Origin of the sequence: Bacillus sp. NPDC077027 (genome assembly GCF_050269555.1) — a bacterium.
In the GTDB taxonomy this organism is placed as follows: domain Bacteria; phylum Bacillota; class Bacilli; order Bacillales; family Bacillaceae; genus Bacillus.
The window spans coordinates 897,862-916,101 of sequence record NZ_JBNNIO010000001.1; the positions used below are offsets into that span (position 1 = coordinate 897,862).

Genomic DNA, 18,240 nt, shown 5'->3' on the forward strand with positions numbered 1-18,240 from the left:
AAGGTGTCTCATCATTCTATCTGTCATGATGCTGCCGCAAGTTCGATTCAATGACAACATTAAATAGATAGAAAAAAGCTGCAATACTTCAAGCAAATCGTGATCATCAAATGAAAGTTAATAAGTTTGCTTTCATTGGAAGAATGATTTGTGAACGAAGGGAGAAGAGTGATACATGTTTATGGGAAAACGCGTATTAGCTTTAATTCCAGCGAAGGGAGAAACGAGAGACATTCCGTATCAGCACATTCGTTTGCTGAAAGAAAAGCCGCTAATTTATTGGACGATCAAGCCTCTATTTGACATGACTGAAGTGGATGAGATTGTTGTGTCATCTGATGACCTGAATATCCAAATCGTCTCATCACATTTTGGAGCGAATGTCATCGAACGAACGAAAGAGCAGACGTTAGATAAAACACCTTCACTTGCTACTGTCAAACACGCCCTTGCCTATTTAGAAAGAGAGGGAAAGACATTTGACATTGTCTTGTACCTTCAGCCGACTTCACCGCTACGGCAGGTGGACGATGTCTATCAATGTATAGACCTATTACTAGATGGTGATTTTGACTGTGTGGCCACTTTTTCTAAAGCACTAGAGGACCCAAATGAAACATGGATGCTACAAGAAAATAAAGAAGCCACCTTATACAAGGACAACCATCAATTCTTTATGCCAAAACAACAAAAACAGCTTCCGTATTATCGTTTAAATGGGGCAGTATACGCATTTCATGCGGCGTATGCTAAAGACTGCGTTCACTCGTTCTTAGAAGGAACAGTTGGTGCACATGTGATGGAACAAGCTGATTCGCTCGAGATCAAATGTGAAGGTGATTTTGACAAAGCGGAGAAGCTGATCCGTCAGCGACACGAGGCAAGCAGCGGCAATTTTCTATGTTGAAAAACATGAAAAAAGAATAGTCCTTGATACAAACAAGAAAAGCGCCCTATAAACGGGCGCTTTTTAAGATATCATTAAACCGATAGGGCAGTGAATCGAATGTGTTCCAACTGGTAACTTGTTCATAGTTTTGGAGCGTCACATGATATCTCTTCTCTTCATTTTCTAGATAGTACATAACTTTTCGAATGAGATCTTCGTCGTTATCATAATAAACAAAACTAGAAAAAAGATGATTCGGCTTCATATCCGTAAGCTGAAAGCTTAGACTTGCTGCGATGTCAAAGGATCTATTGTTCATGCTATGGTTTTGTATGGCTAGTTTGTTTTGATTATAGGCAAAGTTAGCTGGGCGATGTGGATTAAGAACGATTGCTGTTTGCTGATAAAGTGCAGCAGTTTCTTTTGGCTCAAGCCATCTTGTCATCAGTGTCAATTCATTGAATCTTCTTTGGTATTTTCTTAAATAACGATGCCATTCTTTTCCGGCAACGAGAATACGCCATTTACGCTGGTTTAAAAGTGTGTTGATGATCCTGATTCTATTAGGATACGGATAGCCGATTAAGGCAAGGTCGTACATGAATTCATGGCACGGCTTCACTTTCTTAGTAAAGACTTTCGTGTTCACTGGGATAGGAAGGTAGTGTACATGATTGGCACCTAGTTCTTGATAGAAAGAAATGGTTCCTTCATCAATGGTAAGGATGATATGAGCATCATTCACGCAAAGTGCGGAGACATCTGTGTAAAAGGGATCCTCCGTCATCCATAATACAATGGGTATTCTTTCTTGGTTGAATAGAGTGAACGCCTCTTTTGGATAATGATCACCAATCGTCATAAAAACAAAATCCGGAGAAAAAATCTTGATTCTGTGAAACTGAGTTACGAGAGATTCCCTTTCAACTTTCAAGAATGAATAAGGTGATCCTATGAAGCTTTCTTCTATCCACCTATCAATGTCGTTGTATATGCCACTGTAACCTGAGGTTATATAAAGAAGCTTCATGATTGAACACTCTCATTAAGAAGTGAAAGTGACACTTTCAACTTTATCCACATCTAATAGTGTGGTTGCAGAGCCTGTTGGTGTAGCAGGGCTTACTTGCGTAACAAACACGATACCTGGTGATGCAGTAAATGATACAAATTGTACAGGACCAATTAAATCCCCAGAATCAGTGACAATACTAATCACAGTTCCAGGTGTAAGTCGTGAAAAAATCCACCTTGCCGGCTGAGATTCATCAAGTGTTGAAGCTGAATCAAGCGCTGATGCCTCTGATGCTTCTGCTACCGCTTCACTTAGCAAATCATTAAGTTTTTCTATCATTTGGACTTCACCTTCGTCAAGGTTCGCAGCTAAAGCATCACTGACTGGTTTTAGAAAAATCTTCAGCACTGCTTTTTTAAATTCCGCACGTTTTTCGCTCATTTTCCTACCATCCTCTCTTCATCAATTCAAACACATCAATATGTATATGCTATGAGATTTTTTTGGTATAAGCAGATGGCTGAATCCTTGTTGTTTTTTGAATTTAATCAATTCACACATTTTCAAAAACTTTTCAATTTGCCTGATCCTCATTTTCTTTTAATTCATACTCTAGTAAAGATTAAGAAAGAGGAAAGGGGCTATTTTGATGGATTTCGAACAACGATTAGCTAGATGAAACGGATCTTGCTTTTCATCAGTCTTTTTGAAAACATCCACTGTCGTATGTTCATTTATTAAAAGGTGATATTTTTTCAAAATGTGATTGTATGACAATGTAGCTGTTTTTGTAATTGCAACGAATTAACCTAGAATTTTATGTCCTGTATTCAAGTCTTGTTAGTTGGGGTGCTTTTTAATTTAAATCAAAGGAATGTGTGTATGAAAGTATCGGTCATCTTAACAAGCTATAACAAGCCTGACTATATTGAAAGAGTGCTACAAAGTATGATGGAGCAGACATATCAAAATTGGGAGCTTTTCATTATGGATGATGGTTCAGAGCCAGAAACATTAGTGAAAATTCTTCCTTTTTTAGCAGATGAACGCATTCAGTTGTTTACTCACACTGTTCAGCCAGCAAAGCGACTTGTGACCGTACGTTATGCGACACTTATGAATGATGCACTTAATAGAGTAACGGGAGAGCTCATTAGCTATTTAACAGATGATACGATCTATAGCAAGGATCGATTAGAAAAAATGGTCGGTTTTTTTCAGACAACGCCTCATGCCAATATTGTGTATTCAGCGCAACGAGTCATATACATTGATGAACAACGCAACGAACGACTTACCTTTGTGCGTGCGGCGGAATATAAACTTGAACATGCCGCGTTTCAAGTGGATCACTGTTCAGTGATGCACCGGAGTAGCTTGCTACCACTTGTGTATCAGATGTATGGGCAGTATTGGAATGATCAGCCTAAGCATTGGCATCATGCTGATGCCGTTTTTTGGATGCGCTTAAACCAATTCGCTGCATTTTATCCAATAAAAGAACAGCTTGATACAACGTATAAGACACCTAACTCTTTTCATCATACATTCTCTCACATGCCATATGAATTAATTGATGGAACAATCATTTCACAAGAAGATGGAAAGTGTTATCAAATTTACAACGATCAGCTTCATCCCATTAATGAAAAGTCGGTGAACAGCTGGCATAGTCGTGCAGTAGCAGTGCCCAAGCTTTGCTTGTTGAAATATGAGGTTCAAGAAGCACTAGACGTTCCAAACTATACAGTCGTAACAGCTAATGGCGGAAAAACGCTCTATTATATTGAGGGGCAGAAAAAAAGAAAATTTGATTCAAAAAGAGACTTTCATTATTTTCGTTTTCATCAAAAGGAGGTTTACTTCATCACAGAATCTGAATTGAACACATTTGATGATGCAGAAAATATTCAAGCATTTGGCCGTTTCAATCCACCTAATCGTCGTCTTTTTAAACATAAACAACTGCTCTTTTTGTTGATGAACCATACGTTTTGTCCTATTGCGCCAGAGATCATTAAATTATTTGGCATTCATCATCAACCGATGATATTGAAACCTTCCCAGCTTTCTGTTTTTTCACAAGGTAAATCGATTGTTCCTTTATATATGGAGTCACTCCAAGAATTGAATATCGACTTTTACAGTATAACTGGACGAAAGCACCCGAAATAATTTGGGTGCTTTTTGTATGTATTCTGAGAAAAAAGAAGGAGTTCGGTGGAGAAAATCGAAACGAAAAAGCATTGGGGAATGAGGATGCAAAAAATAATGGCTGAGAATTCGGCAATACATGCCGGAAATTTGGCAGTGGGATGAGGGAGAGCATGGGGAAGGAATTAAAAAAAGCAGATTGGTTTGAGTTGATTTTAGAAGCCATTGATGAGGCCATACATGTCGTTGATGAGAAAGGAATCACGATTTTTTATAACCATAATGCAGCGAAATTTGACTGCTTGAAAAAAGAAGAAGTGATTGGCAAGTACGTGCTTGATGTGTATCCATCACTAACGGAAAAAACGAGTACACTCATGCATGTTCTGCGAACTGGGAAACCGATTTATCATTCATTGCAAACGTATATGAATAAAAATGGAGAAAAGATTGAAACGGTTAATACGACATTGCCAATGATTATTGATGAAAACATGATTGGGGCAGTAGAGGTGGCAAAGGATGTATCCAAACTCACCGCATTATCCAATCGACTCGAAAAACAGCAGCAAGCAAAAGAAAAAACAGAAGAACAAAAGCGACATGATTTCTCATCATTTTTAACAAATGATCTCGCACTAAACGAAATGTTAACAGAAGCAAAAAAAGCAGCTACTTATCCATCTTCCATTGTCGTCTATGGAGAGACCGGCACAGGAAAGGAAGTACTTGTTCAAGCCATTGTAAATGAATCAGACAGACGAAACCAAGTGTTTATTCCACAAAACTGTGCTGCTCTTCCAGAATCTTTATTAGAGAGCTTGTTGTTTGGTTCAGTCAAAGGAAGCTATACAGGAGCAGTTGATAGAAAGGGCTTATTTGAGCTAGCTGACGGAGGTACTCTCTTTCTTGACGAGCTTCAAGCTATGCCACTGACGTTACAAGCAAAACTCTTGCGTGTGTTAGAGGATGGGGTTGTAAGGCGCATTGGTCATTCAGAGTCAGTGAAGGTGGATGTCAGAGTGATCACAGCGCTCAATATAGATCCATTTGAAGCTGTGCGCCAAAACATTCTGAGAGAAGATTTATTTTATAGACTACATGTTGCGTCATTCCATATACCTCCTTTAAGAGAACGAAAACAGGATATTGAATTATTATCAAATCATTTCATCAACGTGTATAATAAACAATTTTCTAAACAAGCCACCTGTATTTCTGCTCAAACAAAACAGCTTTTTTTATCTCACCATTGGCCTGGAAATGTAAGAGAATTAAAACACACAATCGAGCATGCAATTGCGATGTTGCCAAATGAGGAAAGCACGATTTCCCAGCAATATTTGCCTTATCATTTGCGGCATCAAGAGGTTCCCGAGCAGCAGCTACTTTCTTTAAGAAGCCAGGTGGAATGGTACGAACAAACACTCATCCAAGAAGCGTTAAATGAGCACAATGGGAATATTAAGCAAACGGCAATCACCCTTCAAATGCCTCGGCAAACTCTTCAATATAAACTGAAAAAATATAATAGTGCCGAAAAATAAGCACAACTTCCCTCAATTATGAAAAAAGAATGCTCCTTTTGAAACATTAGGGGCATTTTCCCATGTTGGCACATAACTTGCATAGTATAAAGTGAAAGCTGATAGGGGGAATGGATATGAGAAATAAGCTGTATGAGCCTGCACGTCACTGGAAAGACATAGAGCTTTGGAAGGACATACCTGAAGAAAAATGGAACGATTGGATTTGGCAGCTGACGCATACGGTGAAGACACTTGATGATTTAAAAAAAGTTGTTCATTTAACAGAAGAAGAAGAAGAAGGGGTTAGAATTTCCACAAAAACCATTCCACTCAACATTACGCCCTACTATGCCTCACTGATGAATCCGGACGATCCAAGATGCCCCATCCGCATGCAATCAGTACCGATTACAGACGAGCTTCATAAAACGAGGTACGACCAAGAAGATCCGCTCCATGAAGATGAAGACTCGCCTGTGCCAGGATTAACACATCGTTATCCAGATCGCGTGTTGTTCCTTGTGACAAACCAGTGTTCTATGTATTGTCGATATTGTACGAGAAGGCGTTTTTCAGGACAAATTGGAATGGGCGTTCCGAAAAAACAATTAGATGCTGCCATTGCCTATATTCGAGAAACGCCTGAGGTACGTGATGTATTGCTCTCAGGAGGAGATGGATTACTCATTAATGATCAAATTCTTGAATATATTCTCAAGAATTTACGAGCCATTCCACATGTTGAGATTATCCGTATCGGTACACGAGCACCTGTTGTCTTCCCGCAGAGGATCACAGATCAACTATGTGACATCTTAAAAAAATATCATCCAGTTTGGCTAAATACCCATTTTAATACGAGCATTGAAATTACAAAAGAAGCGAAAGAAGCATGTGAACGTCTAGTAAATTCTGGTGTTCCAGTGGGGAATCAAGCTGTTATTTTAGCTGGAATCAATGACAGTGTGCCAATCATGAAAAAATTGATGCATGATCTCGTGAATATCCGTGTGAGACCTTATTATATTTACCAATGTGATTTATCTGAAGGCATTGGTCACTTTAGAGCACCTGTCTCAAAGGGGCTTGAGATCATTGAAGGCTTAAGAGGGCATACAAGCGGGTATGCAGTACCAACATTTGTTGTAGATGCACCTGGGGGTGGCGGGAAAATTGCCTTACAGCCAAACTATTTATTGTCTCAAAGTCCTGATAAAGTCGTGCTTCGTAACTTTGAGGGGGTCATCACCTCGTATCCAGAACCAGAAAACTATGTGCCTGGGCAAGCAGATGCTTATTTTCATCAAATCTTTGAAGAGAAAAAAGAACCTGCGATCGGAATCACAGCATTATTTCATGATGAAGCCACTTCTTTTACACCAGAGAATTTAGGCAGGATGAAACGAAGAGAAACGTATGAAACAAACCCAGAGCATGAAACGTTAAAAAATAAACGTGATAAGCGTGATGAGCTAAAAGAAAAGAAATTTCAAGCACAGCAGAAAAAAGAACAGACGGTCAAAGAGGAGGGCCACAAGTCGTGATAACATGCGATTGGTGTAACGAAAAAAAAGCGCTGGCTCATCTTACGACGGTTTACTGGGAACTCATCACAGGAACACAGTCAATTGAAATTACGGAAACACCGTCTTTTTCCTGTGAAAATTGCGGAATGATTTATCAAACAGACGAAGTAGTTAAAGAGATCGAGGATCAATTGATATTAGTCGATCAAACGAAGCTTCCTCAAACTATCTCACACAAAGAATTGATGGCAATGCAGCGTCTTTTGAAGCGAAACTATTTTGATTTTTCTTCATAAGTTGTACCTCCGTTTCTCATTTTTTTAAAGTAACCAATTTTCAACTAAGGATGCTGACGTAAAAACCTTAAAGGAGACTCTTTATCCGGTCCTGCAAAAGGGCGAAGTACGACATATTATACAGCTCGAAAAAGAATGATGCAGTCAAATACTTCCAGATGATTCGTATTGTCTGTAAATGATATTTATTGATAGAACGAAGACGAAAGCAGTGGTTGAAAAAACGATGAAAGGATTAAAATAGTAACAACCTCCCTCCAATAGGTGGGGTTCAGCGTGTAGACAAATCCTGGCATTCGTTGTCAGGTCTTGCGCGCTAGTGCTCATGAATCTAATATTCGCTCTGAAGTACGAGTAACTCATTTCCTAGACGAAAAGAAGTCAAAGGGCTAAAATAAACATCATTTTAGCCCTTTGTCAACAATCTGAAGGCTCCCTAAAAAAGAGCTTTATATGATGAGTATATCTATTATGATTGATCGACATCTTTTTCCCATTTTTTTGACCATTGGCTAAATAAATTGAACTTGGCGGTTCATCATAGAGGGAGATTTCAACTAAGGTGTTTTTTTCTTTTACTAACCAATTATATAAACTATCTTCTTCATTACTCAGAGAGACAGATAGAATTCGCTTCACTTCGATGACAGCAGCGTCATATTCTATATAATCGGTATTGTCATCATCTAATCCGTTGTCTGTTTCAAAGACTGTATCGAGTTCGGCGATAACCTTTAATTTATTTTCCCATTCTATTATCATTTCTTCATTTTCATACTTAATCATTATTCCAATGAGAGAATCATATCCCATACATACCCTCTTTTCTCCTTGTTTTTAGTTTTTAATATAGTTCCCTTCCCGGCAAATCGGTCCAGCCATTCTTGTGCTCCTGGTTTTACTTTTGCTGGGTATCCTTTTACTTCACGGTATGGACCTTTTGGTACGGATTGTTTTCCGAATGGAGGTGTTTTCACGACTTTCTGGACTATTTTCTTCCCTTTGTCTACTTTGAAAACGTATTTTCCAACTTTAACAATTTTCGCTTCTGGTATCATATACAAGCCTTGAAGTGAGCTTTTTGTTTCGTTTAAAGCGCTTGTTTGTTCTCTGTCGAATGCATGGAGTAACCCAATGGTTCTTGAGGTTTCGAGCCATGCTTTTTGATAACTTTGCTGGAAGGCGGAATCATCTAATCTTGATAAGTGAACAATATGGCTGACCCTGCCGATGGCATGGTTCGCATCAGACACGCTATCAGAGACAGTTCGTTCTGCGTTTTTTAAACCGTAGTCTAGCTCATGTTCAAGAAATGCTTGTGAAATAAAGCCATTTTGTTTCGGTTCAAGGGTATGAAGCGCCTGTTTTGTCTTTTTTAGTGCTACGCTGTATTCCTCAATAACAACCTGAAAGTATTGTAAAAAAGGAATATGGCATTCTTCATAAAACGCACGAATGGCTTGTCCGTCCTCTCCTTTTAGTGCCTCATCAAGCGTCCTGTCAATTCCGTTTGTCAGCGCAAAGGCGTCAAGGGTTTTCATAGTGTTATCCTTCTATAAAATGACAATCAATAGAGATTTTAGCACTTCATAGAAGAGAAAGGGGGAATAAATTCTGTTCATCTACGAAAATGAATCATTTGAATCAGGCTATTTTTGCTATATGAGTTGTAGGTACAGTCGATCAAAAAAGGTGGATTACAAAGAGTCGTGTCATTTAGCCGAAAGAATTGTAAACGGGATTTAAAAAGAATTGTTCATACGATGAATAGATCTGTCATTAAAAGACAGGGGCTTATTGTTTTGATTTAATGAAAAAAGAGATATAATACGGTATATATTCAATGTTTACTATTCTTTTATTACTCACAATTTTGGCCAACCTAAGAAGGATGGCTTTTCTTATGTTTATTTCTTGAAAAATCACACGAAAATTGTCCGTTGTTTTTTTAAAGAAGCGATCATAAATCGAAAGCGAAGTGTATCGAAATCACCACGAAGCATGTATAATATAACATCAAAATAGAGTACGCGGAGGGAACAAACAGGTGAAGTCGTTTTACCATTATTTAATGAAATATAGGCACCCTAAGCCAAAGGACGAGATCAGTCATTTCGCGAATGCAGCGTACGAGGATCACAGTTTTCCAAAAGCTTCTTGTGATTATCATGAGCTTAGTTCTTATTTAGAAATGAACGGAGATTATTTAAGCACGATGACAACCTTTGATGATGCATTTGAACAATATGAGGTAGATGTGAAAAAAAAATAAACCTTCGACCGTTTTTTCCTTCGATGAGGAAAGAGCGGTTTTTTATGCCCGAATAAAATGGCGTTCTGCATGGTTTTGTTGCCCATGCAGAATGCAGTGTGTGCGCATACGATACGTTAAGACCAAAAGTCGGGCAAGGGGGAGACAAAATGAAGGCGAAAGCACCAAAATACAAAGTAGGGGATATTGTTGTCGTTGTCATGTATGGCACAGTTGGAACGATTACAAAAGTCCATCAAATTGACCAGCACTATCTATATGAGGTCAATCATAATGAGGTGCTTTATTTTGAAACATCAATTCAGCTTTATGATGAGTATGATGGTGTGATTGTTGAAACCGAAAAACTAGACATTGAATATGAGTTTCTCATTGGCGATGTTGTATATGTGAAAGATTACGGGAGTGAGCTATTTAAAATCATTGGTCATAGAACCGAAATTTGGCGTTATCTTGAAGATGGCTGGGAAGATGTGATCTATGAATTAACGAGATTGAAAGACGGAGAATGGCTTGAAACAGAGGAAGAGGATTTAACCCTTGTATTAAGAAAATATGAAATGGATCAGTTTGTCCATCAGCTCCTCTTTGTTCATTACGTAGGTGAAACAGCGAAAGAAATGGAAGAAGACATGGTTCAAACTGCTCTTTTACATTTAGAAGAGAAAAAAGAAGATGAAGAGTCTCTCCAATTTCTAGCTGTGTCTATAGTGGATGAGCTTCTTGATATATATAACGATTACAAGATACTACACGAATTTTTTAAAGATCCTGAGTACAAAGATATGATGGACTTTATTTTGGAGAGCTTAAAGGAACACTTTGGTTAAAAAAAGACTTGTCCAAGTACAAAGAAAAAGTAAGGTACACATAAAAAGACAATCACATAAAACCATCCCCTCAAGATACGGCCCATTATCTGATCGAATGTGTCACCGTCTAACATGTTTAGCCATTTCATATTCATCAAGCCCCTTTTCTTTTTGTTTACAGCATTTATATGTATGGAAATTGCCAATATGACAAACTGTAATAAATAACAAGTGGCGTTCATACATCATAAAAAAGGAGGCGGGCACAATGAAAGAGGCAGATTTAGTGATTGACACAGAAGAAATCGCAGAATTCTTTTATTTGGAGCTGATCAAAAGAGGGTACATACCGTCAGAACTTGAAACACTGGAGCTTGCGGATATCACATTCGAATACTTGTTGAAGAAAAGCATGATAGTTGAAGAAGAGGCGTTGTAAGCACTATACTTTGAAAGAAAAAGCCACAGGTGGTTGAAGGAGGGGAAGCTTCGACGTGTATGCTGTTTTGCTTTTATGTTTATTTGCAGGTGTGAGTATATTAGTGGAATCCTCTGTTTTTCAACATATGGACAACCTGATTATACTCGGATTTGAACAGATCAGAATGCCATTTCTAAATCATGTCATGCTGATCCTCACAGATTTTGGTGTGAGCGTATTACTTGTCCCAATCATGCTCATTTTTAGTGTGCTACTATTTGTCTATAAGCGATATCACTCTATTATTTTATTGTTGTTATTATATCTCGTTGAGAAGACGGTCAATCATGAATTAAAAGGTTTTTTTGAAAGAGCTAGACCATCGTTCGACCACTTGGTTCAAGAAACTTATTACAGCTTTCCAAGTGGACATTCGATGAATGCAGCAACGATCTATCCATTTATGGCCTATTTACTGATTCAAACGATTCCTAGTTTAAAGAAGAGAAAAAAATGGGTCGTGATGGTTACGACGGTGTTTATTTCATTTATTGGTATGAGCCGTATGTACATCGGTGTACATTATTTAACGGATGTCATTGGCGGTTTTTCAATTGGCTTATGCCTATTTTTACTTTTTAAAAAGATTGACGAAAAAATCCCAGCCATTCGACAAAAATAGAGAAAGGAAAATCACAGATCCCAGCCAATTTTAATAAAAAGGGAGGGATTTGGATGCAATTTACGTTCAGATTTTTTCAGAAAAAACCGTCGGCTTATCATCTAACGATTTATCAAACGCCAAGTTATGGTGACAATCGGGGTCATCAGCCTGTTTATCGTACGAAGATTGGCGGAAGGACCCATATTGATGTATTGGAAAAAGCATTCTCGACGTTTAATGTAAATGATACAGTCCCTAAAGATTACAATGCTCGATTTATGACAACAGGAGATATTGTCGTGATTGATGATAGAAAAAAAGGAAAATGCTATTATCAGCTATTTCCGACAGGGTGGAAACGGAATAAGCAGCTTGTCATGATGAATTAAAAGTGGACAAACAATGCCAGCTTTCCCAATCATAGCTGGCTATCTTTCTGCTCGTTTTCTTTTTTGTTCTGTATCGTTTATAATAAAATAGGACGAATTACATGTTTAAGTAAGTGGAGGGTAAAAAATGAGTGTACATATTGGAGCAGAAAAAGGACAAATTGCAGAAACGGTATTACTTCCGGGAGATCCGCTTCGTGCAAAATATATTGCAGATACATATTTAGAAAATGTTGAGTGCTATAATGAAGTGCGTGGCATGTATGGTTTTACCGGTACATATAAAGGCAAGCGCGTATCTGTTCAAGGAACAGGAATGGGCGTGCCATCAATTTCAATTTACGTCAATGAATTGATTCAAAGCTATGACGTGCAGAATTTAATCCGCGTTGGTTCTTGTGGCGCTATCAAAAAAGATGTGAATGTGCGTGACGTTATTTTAGCAATGACCTCTTCAACAGATTCACAAATGAACCGTGTGGCATTCGGACCAATTGATTATGCACCTTGTGCAGACTTCGATCTTTTGAAAAAAGCATATGATACAGCTTCAGAAAAAGATGTGGCAGTAAGGGTCGGAAATGTATTTACTGCAGATCAATTCTACAATGAAAAGCCACTTGAATTAATGGATCAATACGGTATTCTTGCGATTGAAATGGAAACGACTGCACTATACACACTTGCGGCGAAATATGGAAGAAAAGCACTTTCTATTTTAACTGTCAGTGATCACGTATTAACAGGCGAAGAGACAACAGCTGAAGAGCGTCAAACAACATTTGATGAAATGATCTTAATTGCACTAGATTCTGTTTTGTAATAGTATAAAGGGTATGCTACTTCGTAGCACCCTTTATTTTTTTTAGTAGAGTAAAAGGAAGGTATGTCATGAAGAAAAGCTACAAAGTACTCTCAATCGCATCGATTCTTGGTTTGACAGCAGCACTATCAGGTTGTCAATGGTTGGATCAAAAAAGCGATACAACAGACAAAAGCCAATCAAATGAACAGAACACCACACCCAGTCAACCTAATGAATCGAAAGCTGATCATTCAAACAATACGACAGATTTACCAGAACAAGAGTTGACGTTAAAGAGTGAATATTTCAATGACATTAAGGTTGTAAATGGACTTAAAACCATTCAAAACCCTGAAAATGTTCTTGCACTAGTAAATAAAGAATATGCATTACCAGGTGACTATAAACCTTCTGATCTCGTTGTACCGAAAGTGGATTTCTCATTTTCTGAGGATATTGAAAAACGCTACATCCGCAAAGAAGCAGCAGAAGCGCTTGCCAAATTGTTTCAGCAAGCCAAAAAAGAAAACTTCGAACTAGCGGCTGTATCAGGCTACCGCTCTTATGATCGTCAAAAGGTCATCTTTGATAGCGAAGTCAAACTTAAAGGTGAAAAAAAGGCGCAAGAGGCTGTTGCCTTGCCGGGTGAGAGTGAGCATCAAACAGGGCTTGCGATGGACATTTCCTCAAAAAGTGCAGGTTATGAAATATCTGAGAAGTTTGGGGAAACAGAAGATGGTAAGTGGGTTGCTAAAAATGCTTATAAGTTCGGCTTTATCATCCGTTATCCAAAAGGAAAAGAAGAGATTACGAAGTATGAATACGAGCCTTGGCACTTGCGCTATGTCGGAAAAAAAGCAGCAAAAGCCATGCATGACAACGATCTAACGTTTGAAGAATTTTTGAATAAAGTAAAAAAAGTATAAGCGTACAAAAAAGCCTCCCAGCCATATGGGAGGCCTTCTTTCATTAAAAAAAGAACAGTCCAGCTAGGGCAAAGCCTGTGATAAAACCAAGGCCGATACCATATGCAGCTCCCCAGCCATAATAGCCACCGTAATAACCGCCATAATAACCCATTCCAAAACCTGAACGATTCGTACCAACTGGGCGGATATACACCTTACGACTTGAAACCCGTTCAATACGGCCGACATGAACCTTGCCGTTGCGATCAGTAATTCTCGCAACTTTTCCCATGTGCTGATTACACAGTTTGTAATAGCGCTCCATGTTCTGCCTCCTTTTGACAAACTCTTTTCACTCTTATTCTATGCGAGATAAAAGATAGAGTTTGGACAAAACATGCAGGGGTTTCGCTGATTTTAGACCGTACATTCAAATAGAAAGTGACTAAGGTGCTGACGATGCGTTTGTATGAAATCATAGTGTGTTTGGAGAGTATTATATAATGATGGAGGAATGTGTAATGACAAATCCATCTCTGTTGGCTCCTCCTGTACCATATGCTCATCAAAAGAAAGAATTTGCACATCTTTAAAACCAGAATCCTTCAACATATCCTCCCATTCGCAAGTGGAATAAATGCCACTGAATCCATAGAATTGTTTGATCGTTTCCATCTCTTTTAATGAAAGGGGTGCCTTTACTACCGCCTCGTTAGCTAATAATTTTCCACCTGGTGAAAGCAATCGTTTCATTTCAGCAAGAGCGCGGGGGATGTTTGTAAAACTTAAAACCGATTCACTGATAATAGTAGAAAACGTGTCGTTTTTGAAGTGTGTTTTTTCAATTGAGGATTCAATCGCTTTCAGTGGGAGATCTTCAAGTTGAAATCGGTGATTTGCTTTTTCAACCATCAGTGGATGAACATCAATCGCCTCTACTTGAAAGCCTAGATTGCCTAAATAAGCTGCTGTTTGACCTGTTCCGCAGCCAACATCAAGTATACGTTGCTTCGGGGAAAGCTTCGCATGTTCAATCAATGTTTTTGTCAATTCAAACCCGCCAGGATGTGCACTAGATACGCCGAAATAAGCGAGCATATTTACGTAATCACTCATCATATCCCTTCTTTCTTTATTGTCTCCTTCTTTAAATATATGCAAAATAAGGTCAAATGGCTTATCTTTTCAAGTAGAAGTTTTACACTTTGGTTGACGGATGAGCAATCGTCCTTGATAATAATGAAAGGAGAAAAAGGTGGTGTTTTTTTGAAAAAACAAATGAAGCTCATATTGCTCATCTTAGTGACAGCGGCACTTTCTTCTGCGATTACATTTGTGATCACAAAGCAAGGAAATGTCAATGTCAGTGGCAATGAAACATTCGGTAAACTCATGGCTGCGTATTCTAAGGTGAAGAATGAGTATTATGAAAAAACTGATGATGACAAGCTTGTAGATGGTGCCATTCAAGGCATGATCGCTTCGCTTGATGATCCTTATTCTACATATATGGATCAGGAGGAAGCCGAGGGCTTTAACAACACCATTTCTTCATCATTTGAAGGAATTGGAGCGCAGGTAGAGGAAAAGGATGGACAAATATTCATTGTCGCACCAATTAAAGGCTCTCCTGCTGAAAAAGCCGGACTAAAAGCGCATGACCGCATTTTAGAAGTTGATGGTAAAAGTACAAAGGGAATGTCAGTCAACAAAGCCGTATCCCTGATCCGTGGTAAAAAAGGAACGGACGTGAAGTTACACTTGAGTAGAGATGGCGTAGGTAATGTAGATGTAACCATCACTCGAGACACGATTCCACTTGAAACGGTATATACAAAGCTGACAAAAGACAAAATTGCTGAAATTCAGATTACGTCGTTCGCTGAAACAACGTCTAAAGAACTGGATGAAGCCATCCGAAAAATGGAGGACCAAGGGGCTAAAGGCTACGTAATTGACCTAAGGGATAATCCAGGTGGCGTGATGGACGAAGCCATCAAAATGAGTAATGACTTTATCGATAAAGGAAAGGTCATTATGCAGGTTGAGGAAAAAGGCAAACGAGACGTATACAAAGCTGAAAATGAACGGAAGGTGAAAAAGCCGACTGTTGTTATTGTAAATGATGGCTCAGCAAGTGCAGCAGAAATCATGGCGGCTGCGTTAAATCAATCATCTGATATTCAAATCGTTGGTGAAAAGACATTCGGAAAGGGTACTGTGCAAAACGCGCAGAACTACAATGACGGTTCAAGTGTGAAGCTCACCATAGCCAAATGGCTAACACCGAATGGTACATGGATTCACAAAAAAGGAATTGAGCCACAAGTGAAGGTATCCTTACCAAGCTATGCGAAACTACCATATCTCGACTCGAAGAAGGTCTATCAATTAAATGATAGTGGGGATGAAGTGAAAGCAGCACAAAAAATGTTTAAAGCACTTGGTTATGACTTGACTGCAAATGGTCAATTTGATCAATCCTTTAAGCAAACAATTGAGAGTTTCCAAGCGAAGCACGATCTTAAAAAAGATGGTATCTTAACTGGAGACACGACTTCTGTACTCATGACAAACATCCAGAAAAAACTGAAAAACAACGATACGCAATTGAAAAAAGCAATTGATGTATTGAAAAAAGAATTGAATTAAAAACAGCAGTCCTCATAAAAGAGGGCTGCTGTTTTTGATTATTAAGCTTCTTTTGCCATCTTCGTCTCGTTTTGTTTTACAAATAAATCCTCCATCACTGCATTTGATGTCAAGTTCCGTTGGAAGATCGGATTTAAAAAGAAAATGACAACAACATTGGCAAGTAGTCCTAAAAATCCCTCGTATAATCCGAAGGTGACTTGTGTGATATTTGCTGTAAATGTGACTGCTACACCAACGATGAGACCAGCGATTGTCGCTTCTCTTGATTGTTTTTTCCAAAAAAGACTGATTGCAATAGCTGGGAAAATTTGTACCATACCAGATACGCCTATCAACTGTAACGTCACAAGAGCAGTTGGGAACAGCATACCAAATAAGAGAGCTAGACCGATGACTACAAAAACCATCGAACGTGTGATGAGCGTTAAACGCTTAGGCGAGACCTTTGGATTGATCAAGTCTCGATATAAGTTGTTGGCAAACAAGTTGGAAGCCCCGATGGCCATAATTGAACAAGGAATCAGTGAAGCTAATGCAATTGTTGAATAAGCAAGACCTTGCATCACGCCACCATAAGACGTTTGAATTAAATGAAGCAGAGCAAACCTCGGATTTGTTCCTTCAGGTAAAACTAAAAAGGCAATGAAACCAAGGAAAATAACAAGAATTAAGACGATATTGTAAAGCGGTAAAAACATACTGTTTTTTCTAATAGCATCTGCACTTTTAGCAGTGAAAACGCCTGTAGCTGCATGGGCCCACATGAAGAGCGCAAGTGCTGATACGCCTGATGCCGTTATGAACCACCAGATCCCTTTAGGGCCACTTTCAGGAATAGTGAGAAGGTGAGGTGCTTCCTTCACTAAAGTATTCATCATCGGTGTCCAGCCGTTAAAATGAATCATCGGTAAAGAAACGACCATAAAGAGCATGATGACCCACACCAAAATATCCTTAATGATGGCTGTATATGTAGGACCTTTAATGCCACTAAAAAATGTATATAGTGCAACAAGGATAAAAGAAATGATGACAACTGCATTGACATTAATGTAGCTCGTCCCAGCAACAGTCAGCGTATCTTGAATACCGCTAAGCTGTAAACAAATGTATGGAATCAGCATAAGTACGCCAATAACGGCAATTAAACTAGAAAGAAGTTTGCTATCAAACCGTTCACGTGCATAATCAGCAAGTGTTGTTAGTTTGTGGTTTTTCGCAACCGTCCAAAGCTTTGGCAAAAAGAAGTACGCAATAAAATAGGCGAGAACTGAGTACGGAATGGCAAAAAAAGCAACACTTCCAGCTGTAAAGGCAGTACTAGTTAAACCTAAAAATGTATAAGCAGTATACAGATCGGCACCAACAAGGAACCAAACGAGCAGTCCTCCAAATTTCCTTCCGCCCACAGACCATTCTTCAACCGTTTGTCTTGATGACTTATCGCGCCCAGCAACAAAGCCGATGACCACGACGATTAAAATAATAAAAGAAGTAATAAGTAATGCCGTTAAATTTCCTTGCATCAGTCAATTCCTCCACTTGATTTTTGAATTCGATAAATGGCAAATGTACAAAAAGGAGTGAGCACAATCCATAGCAAAAGCCAAAAGTGGAAAAATGGCAGCCCAAGTACAAATGGCTGAATACGATTCACAAATGGAAGCAGCACAAGCTGTCCAATAAATGGAATTAGGATAAGTATCGTGATGATCAACTTTTTATTCATCTTTCTCCTCCAGAAAATTTTGTAATTTCATAATAATAGCAGGTGTCAGATTAGATCACAAGACTATTTTCAGAAAAAATAATCATTTGCGTAAATATCATATTAATATAACGCTTTCATTCTAAAATGAAATGTATTTGGTTGAAAATGGGTGTTTGTAGGCAGAAAAAACAATC

General features: G+C 38.6%; 20 protein-coding genes and 1 pseudogene. 13 read left to right on the top strand and 8 right to left on the bottom strand.

Features of this window, described 5'->3' with window-relative positions; translation table 11 throughout:
• Positions 1-175 precede the first annotated feature (175 nt).
• Entirely contained in the window at positions 176-907 is a 732-nt protein-coding gene (locus tag ACQKEZ_RS05035; RefSeq protein WP_427299180.1) for a cytidylyltransferase domain-containing protein, read from the top strand.
• 46 nt (positions 908-953) lie between these two features.
• On the opposite strand, the gene ACQKEZ_RS05040 is transcribed toward ACQKEZ_RS05035, so the two are convergent.
• On the bottom strand, positions 954-1,751 hold the full coding sequence (locus ACQKEZ_RS05040; protein WP_427299181.1) for a glycosyltransferase family protein: 798 nt from the start codon (positions 1,749-1,751) through the stop codon (positions 954-956).
• Between the two features lie 183 nt (positions 1,752-1,934).
• A complete protein-coding gene (locus ACQKEZ_RS05045; RefSeq protein ID WP_427299182.1) occupies positions 1,935-2,345 on the bottom strand; it encodes a hypothetical protein in 411 nt (136 codons plus the stop codon).
• Between the two features lie 441 nt (positions 2,346-2,786).
• Here ACQKEZ_RS05045 and ACQKEZ_RS05050 point away from each other — a divergent pair, with 441 nt between their 5' ends.
• The 4 genes from ACQKEZ_RS05050 to ACQKEZ_RS05065 all read left to right on the top strand — a co-directional run bounded on the left by ACQKEZ_RS05050 (position 2,787) and on the right by ACQKEZ_RS05065 (position 7,409).
• The gene (locus ACQKEZ_RS05050; protein ID WP_427299183.1) at positions 2,787-4,079 is read left to right on the top strand and encodes a glycosyltransferase family 2 protein; all 1,293 of its coding nucleotides are present in this window, start codon (positions 2,787-2,789) and stop codon (positions 4,077-4,079) included.
• Positions 4,080-4,231: 152 nt separating this feature from the next.
• Positions 4,232-5,605: a sigma-54 interaction domain-containing protein gene (locus tag ACQKEZ_RS05055; protein ID WP_427299184.1), complete on the top strand. Its 1,374-nt coding sequence runs from the start codon at positions 4,232-4,234 to the stop codon at positions 5,603-5,605.
• Between the two features lie 116 nt (positions 5,606-5,721).
• Positions 5,722-7,131 carry a lysine 2,3-aminomutase gene (ablA, locus tag ACQKEZ_RS05060; RefSeq protein ID WP_427299185.1) on the top strand — a complete coding sequence of 470 codons (1,410 nt, stop codon included), beginning with the start codon at positions 5,722-5,724 and terminating at the stop codon, positions 7,129-7,131.
• Positions 7,128-7,409, top strand: coding sequence for a YokU family protein (locus ACQKEZ_RS05065; protein WP_427299186.1), 282 nt, complete (start codon positions 7,128-7,130; stop codon positions 7,407-7,409). The genes ablA and ACQKEZ_RS05065 overlap by 4 nt, the downstream gene beginning before the upstream one ends.
• A 417-nt stretch (positions 7,410-7,826) precedes the next feature.
• On the opposite strand, the gene ACQKEZ_RS05070 is transcribed toward ACQKEZ_RS05065, so the two are convergent.
• Both ACQKEZ_RS05070 and ACQKEZ_RS05075 read right to left on the bottom strand, forming a co-directional pair.
• Positions 7,827-8,222: a hypothetical protein gene (locus ACQKEZ_RS05070; RefSeq protein ID WP_427299187.1), complete on the bottom strand. Its 396-nt coding sequence runs from the start codon at positions 8,220-8,222 to the stop codon at positions 7,827-7,829.
• A gap of 254 nt (positions 8,223-8,476) precedes the next feature.
• Positions 8,477-8,950, bottom strand: a pseudogene (locus ACQKEZ_RS05075) (T7SS effector LXG polymorphic toxin); the annotation flags it as partial.
• 506 nt (positions 8,951-9,456) lie between these two features.
• On the opposite strand from ACQKEZ_RS05075, the gene ACQKEZ_RS05080 reads away from it, so the two are divergent.
• The 7 genes from ACQKEZ_RS05080 to ACQKEZ_RS05110 all read left to right on the top strand — a co-directional run bounded on the left by ACQKEZ_RS05080 (position 9,457) and on the right by ACQKEZ_RS05110 (position 13,698).
• On the top strand, positions 9,457-9,681 hold the full coding sequence (locus tag ACQKEZ_RS05080; RefSeq protein ID WP_427299188.1) for a YozE family protein: 225 nt from the start codon (positions 9,457-9,459) through the stop codon (positions 9,679-9,681).
• A gap of 149 nt (positions 9,682-9,830) precedes the next feature.
• A complete protein-coding gene (locus ACQKEZ_RS05085; RefSeq protein WP_427299189.1) occupies positions 9,831-10,511 on the top strand; it encodes a hypothetical protein in 681 nt (226 codons plus the stop codon).
• A 250-nt stretch (positions 10,512-10,761) separates the two neighbouring features.
• Complete coding sequence (locus tag ACQKEZ_RS05090) at positions 10,762-10,932, top strand: YozD family protein (RefSeq protein WP_427299190.1); 171 nt, start codon at positions 10,762-10,764, stop codon at positions 10,930-10,932.
• Positions 10,933-10,987: 55 nt separating this feature from the next.
• Positions 10,988-11,596, top strand: a complete 609-nt coding sequence (locus ACQKEZ_RS05095) for a phosphatase PAP2 family protein (protein ID WP_427299191.1) — start codon at positions 10,988-10,990, stop codon at positions 11,594-11,596.
• A gap of 53 nt (positions 11,597-11,649) precedes the next feature.
• Entirely contained in the window at positions 11,650-11,967 is a 318-nt protein-coding gene (locus ACQKEZ_RS05100) for a YodL domain-containing protein (protein ID WP_427299192.1), read from the top strand.
• Positions 11,968-12,094: 127 nt separating this feature from the next.
• Positions 12,095-12,790 carry a purine-nucleoside phosphorylase gene (gene deoD, locus ACQKEZ_RS05105; protein WP_427299193.1) on the top strand — a complete coding sequence of 232 codons (696 nt, stop codon included), beginning with the start codon at positions 12,095-12,097 and terminating at the stop codon, positions 12,788-12,790.
• A 68-nt stretch (positions 12,791-12,858) separates the two neighbouring features.
• Positions 12,859-13,698, top strand: a complete 840-nt coding sequence (locus ACQKEZ_RS05110) for a M15 family metallopeptidase (RefSeq protein ID WP_427299194.1) — start codon at positions 12,859-12,861, stop codon at positions 13,696-13,698.
• 43 nt (positions 13,699-13,741) lie between these two features.
• Here the strand turns inward: ACQKEZ_RS05110 and ACQKEZ_RS05115 are convergent, their stop codons facing one another.
• On the bottom strand, positions 13,742-14,005 hold the full coding sequence (locus ACQKEZ_RS05115) for a hypothetical protein (protein ID WP_427299195.1): 264 nt from the start codon (positions 14,003-14,005) through the stop codon (positions 13,742-13,744).
• A gap of 92 nt (positions 14,006-14,097) precedes the next feature.
• Positions 14,098-14,799, bottom strand: coding sequence for a class I SAM-dependent methyltransferase (locus ACQKEZ_RS05120; RefSeq protein ID WP_427299196.1), 702 nt, complete (start codon positions 14,797-14,799; stop codon positions 14,098-14,100).
• A gap of 147 nt (positions 14,800-14,946) precedes the next feature.
• Between ACQKEZ_RS05120 and ACQKEZ_RS05125 the strand changes: the two genes are divergently transcribed.
• The gene (locus tag ACQKEZ_RS05125) at positions 14,947-16,332 is read left to right on the top strand and encodes a S41 family peptidase (protein WP_427299197.1); all 1,386 of its coding nucleotides are present in this window, start codon (positions 14,947-14,949) and stop codon (positions 16,330-16,332) included.
• Positions 16,333-16,373: 41 nt separating this feature from the next.
• Here the strand turns inward: ACQKEZ_RS05125 and ACQKEZ_RS05130 are convergent, their stop codons facing one another.
• Together ACQKEZ_RS05130 and ACQKEZ_RS05135 are read right to left on the bottom strand one after the other, a co-directional pair.
• Complete coding sequence (locus ACQKEZ_RS05130) at positions 16,374-17,861, bottom strand: sodium:solute symporter family protein (RefSeq protein ID WP_427299198.1); 1,488 nt, start codon at positions 17,859-17,861, stop codon at positions 16,374-16,376.
• Positions 17,861-18,064 (bottom strand): DUF3311 domain-containing protein, encoded by a 204-nt coding sequence (locus ACQKEZ_RS05135; RefSeq protein ID WP_427299199.1) that lies wholly within the window; start codon positions 18,062-18,064, stop codon positions 17,861-17,863. The genes ACQKEZ_RS05130 and ACQKEZ_RS05135 overlap by 1 nt, the downstream gene beginning before the upstream one ends.
• Positions 18,065-18,240: the final 176 nt, after the last annotated feature.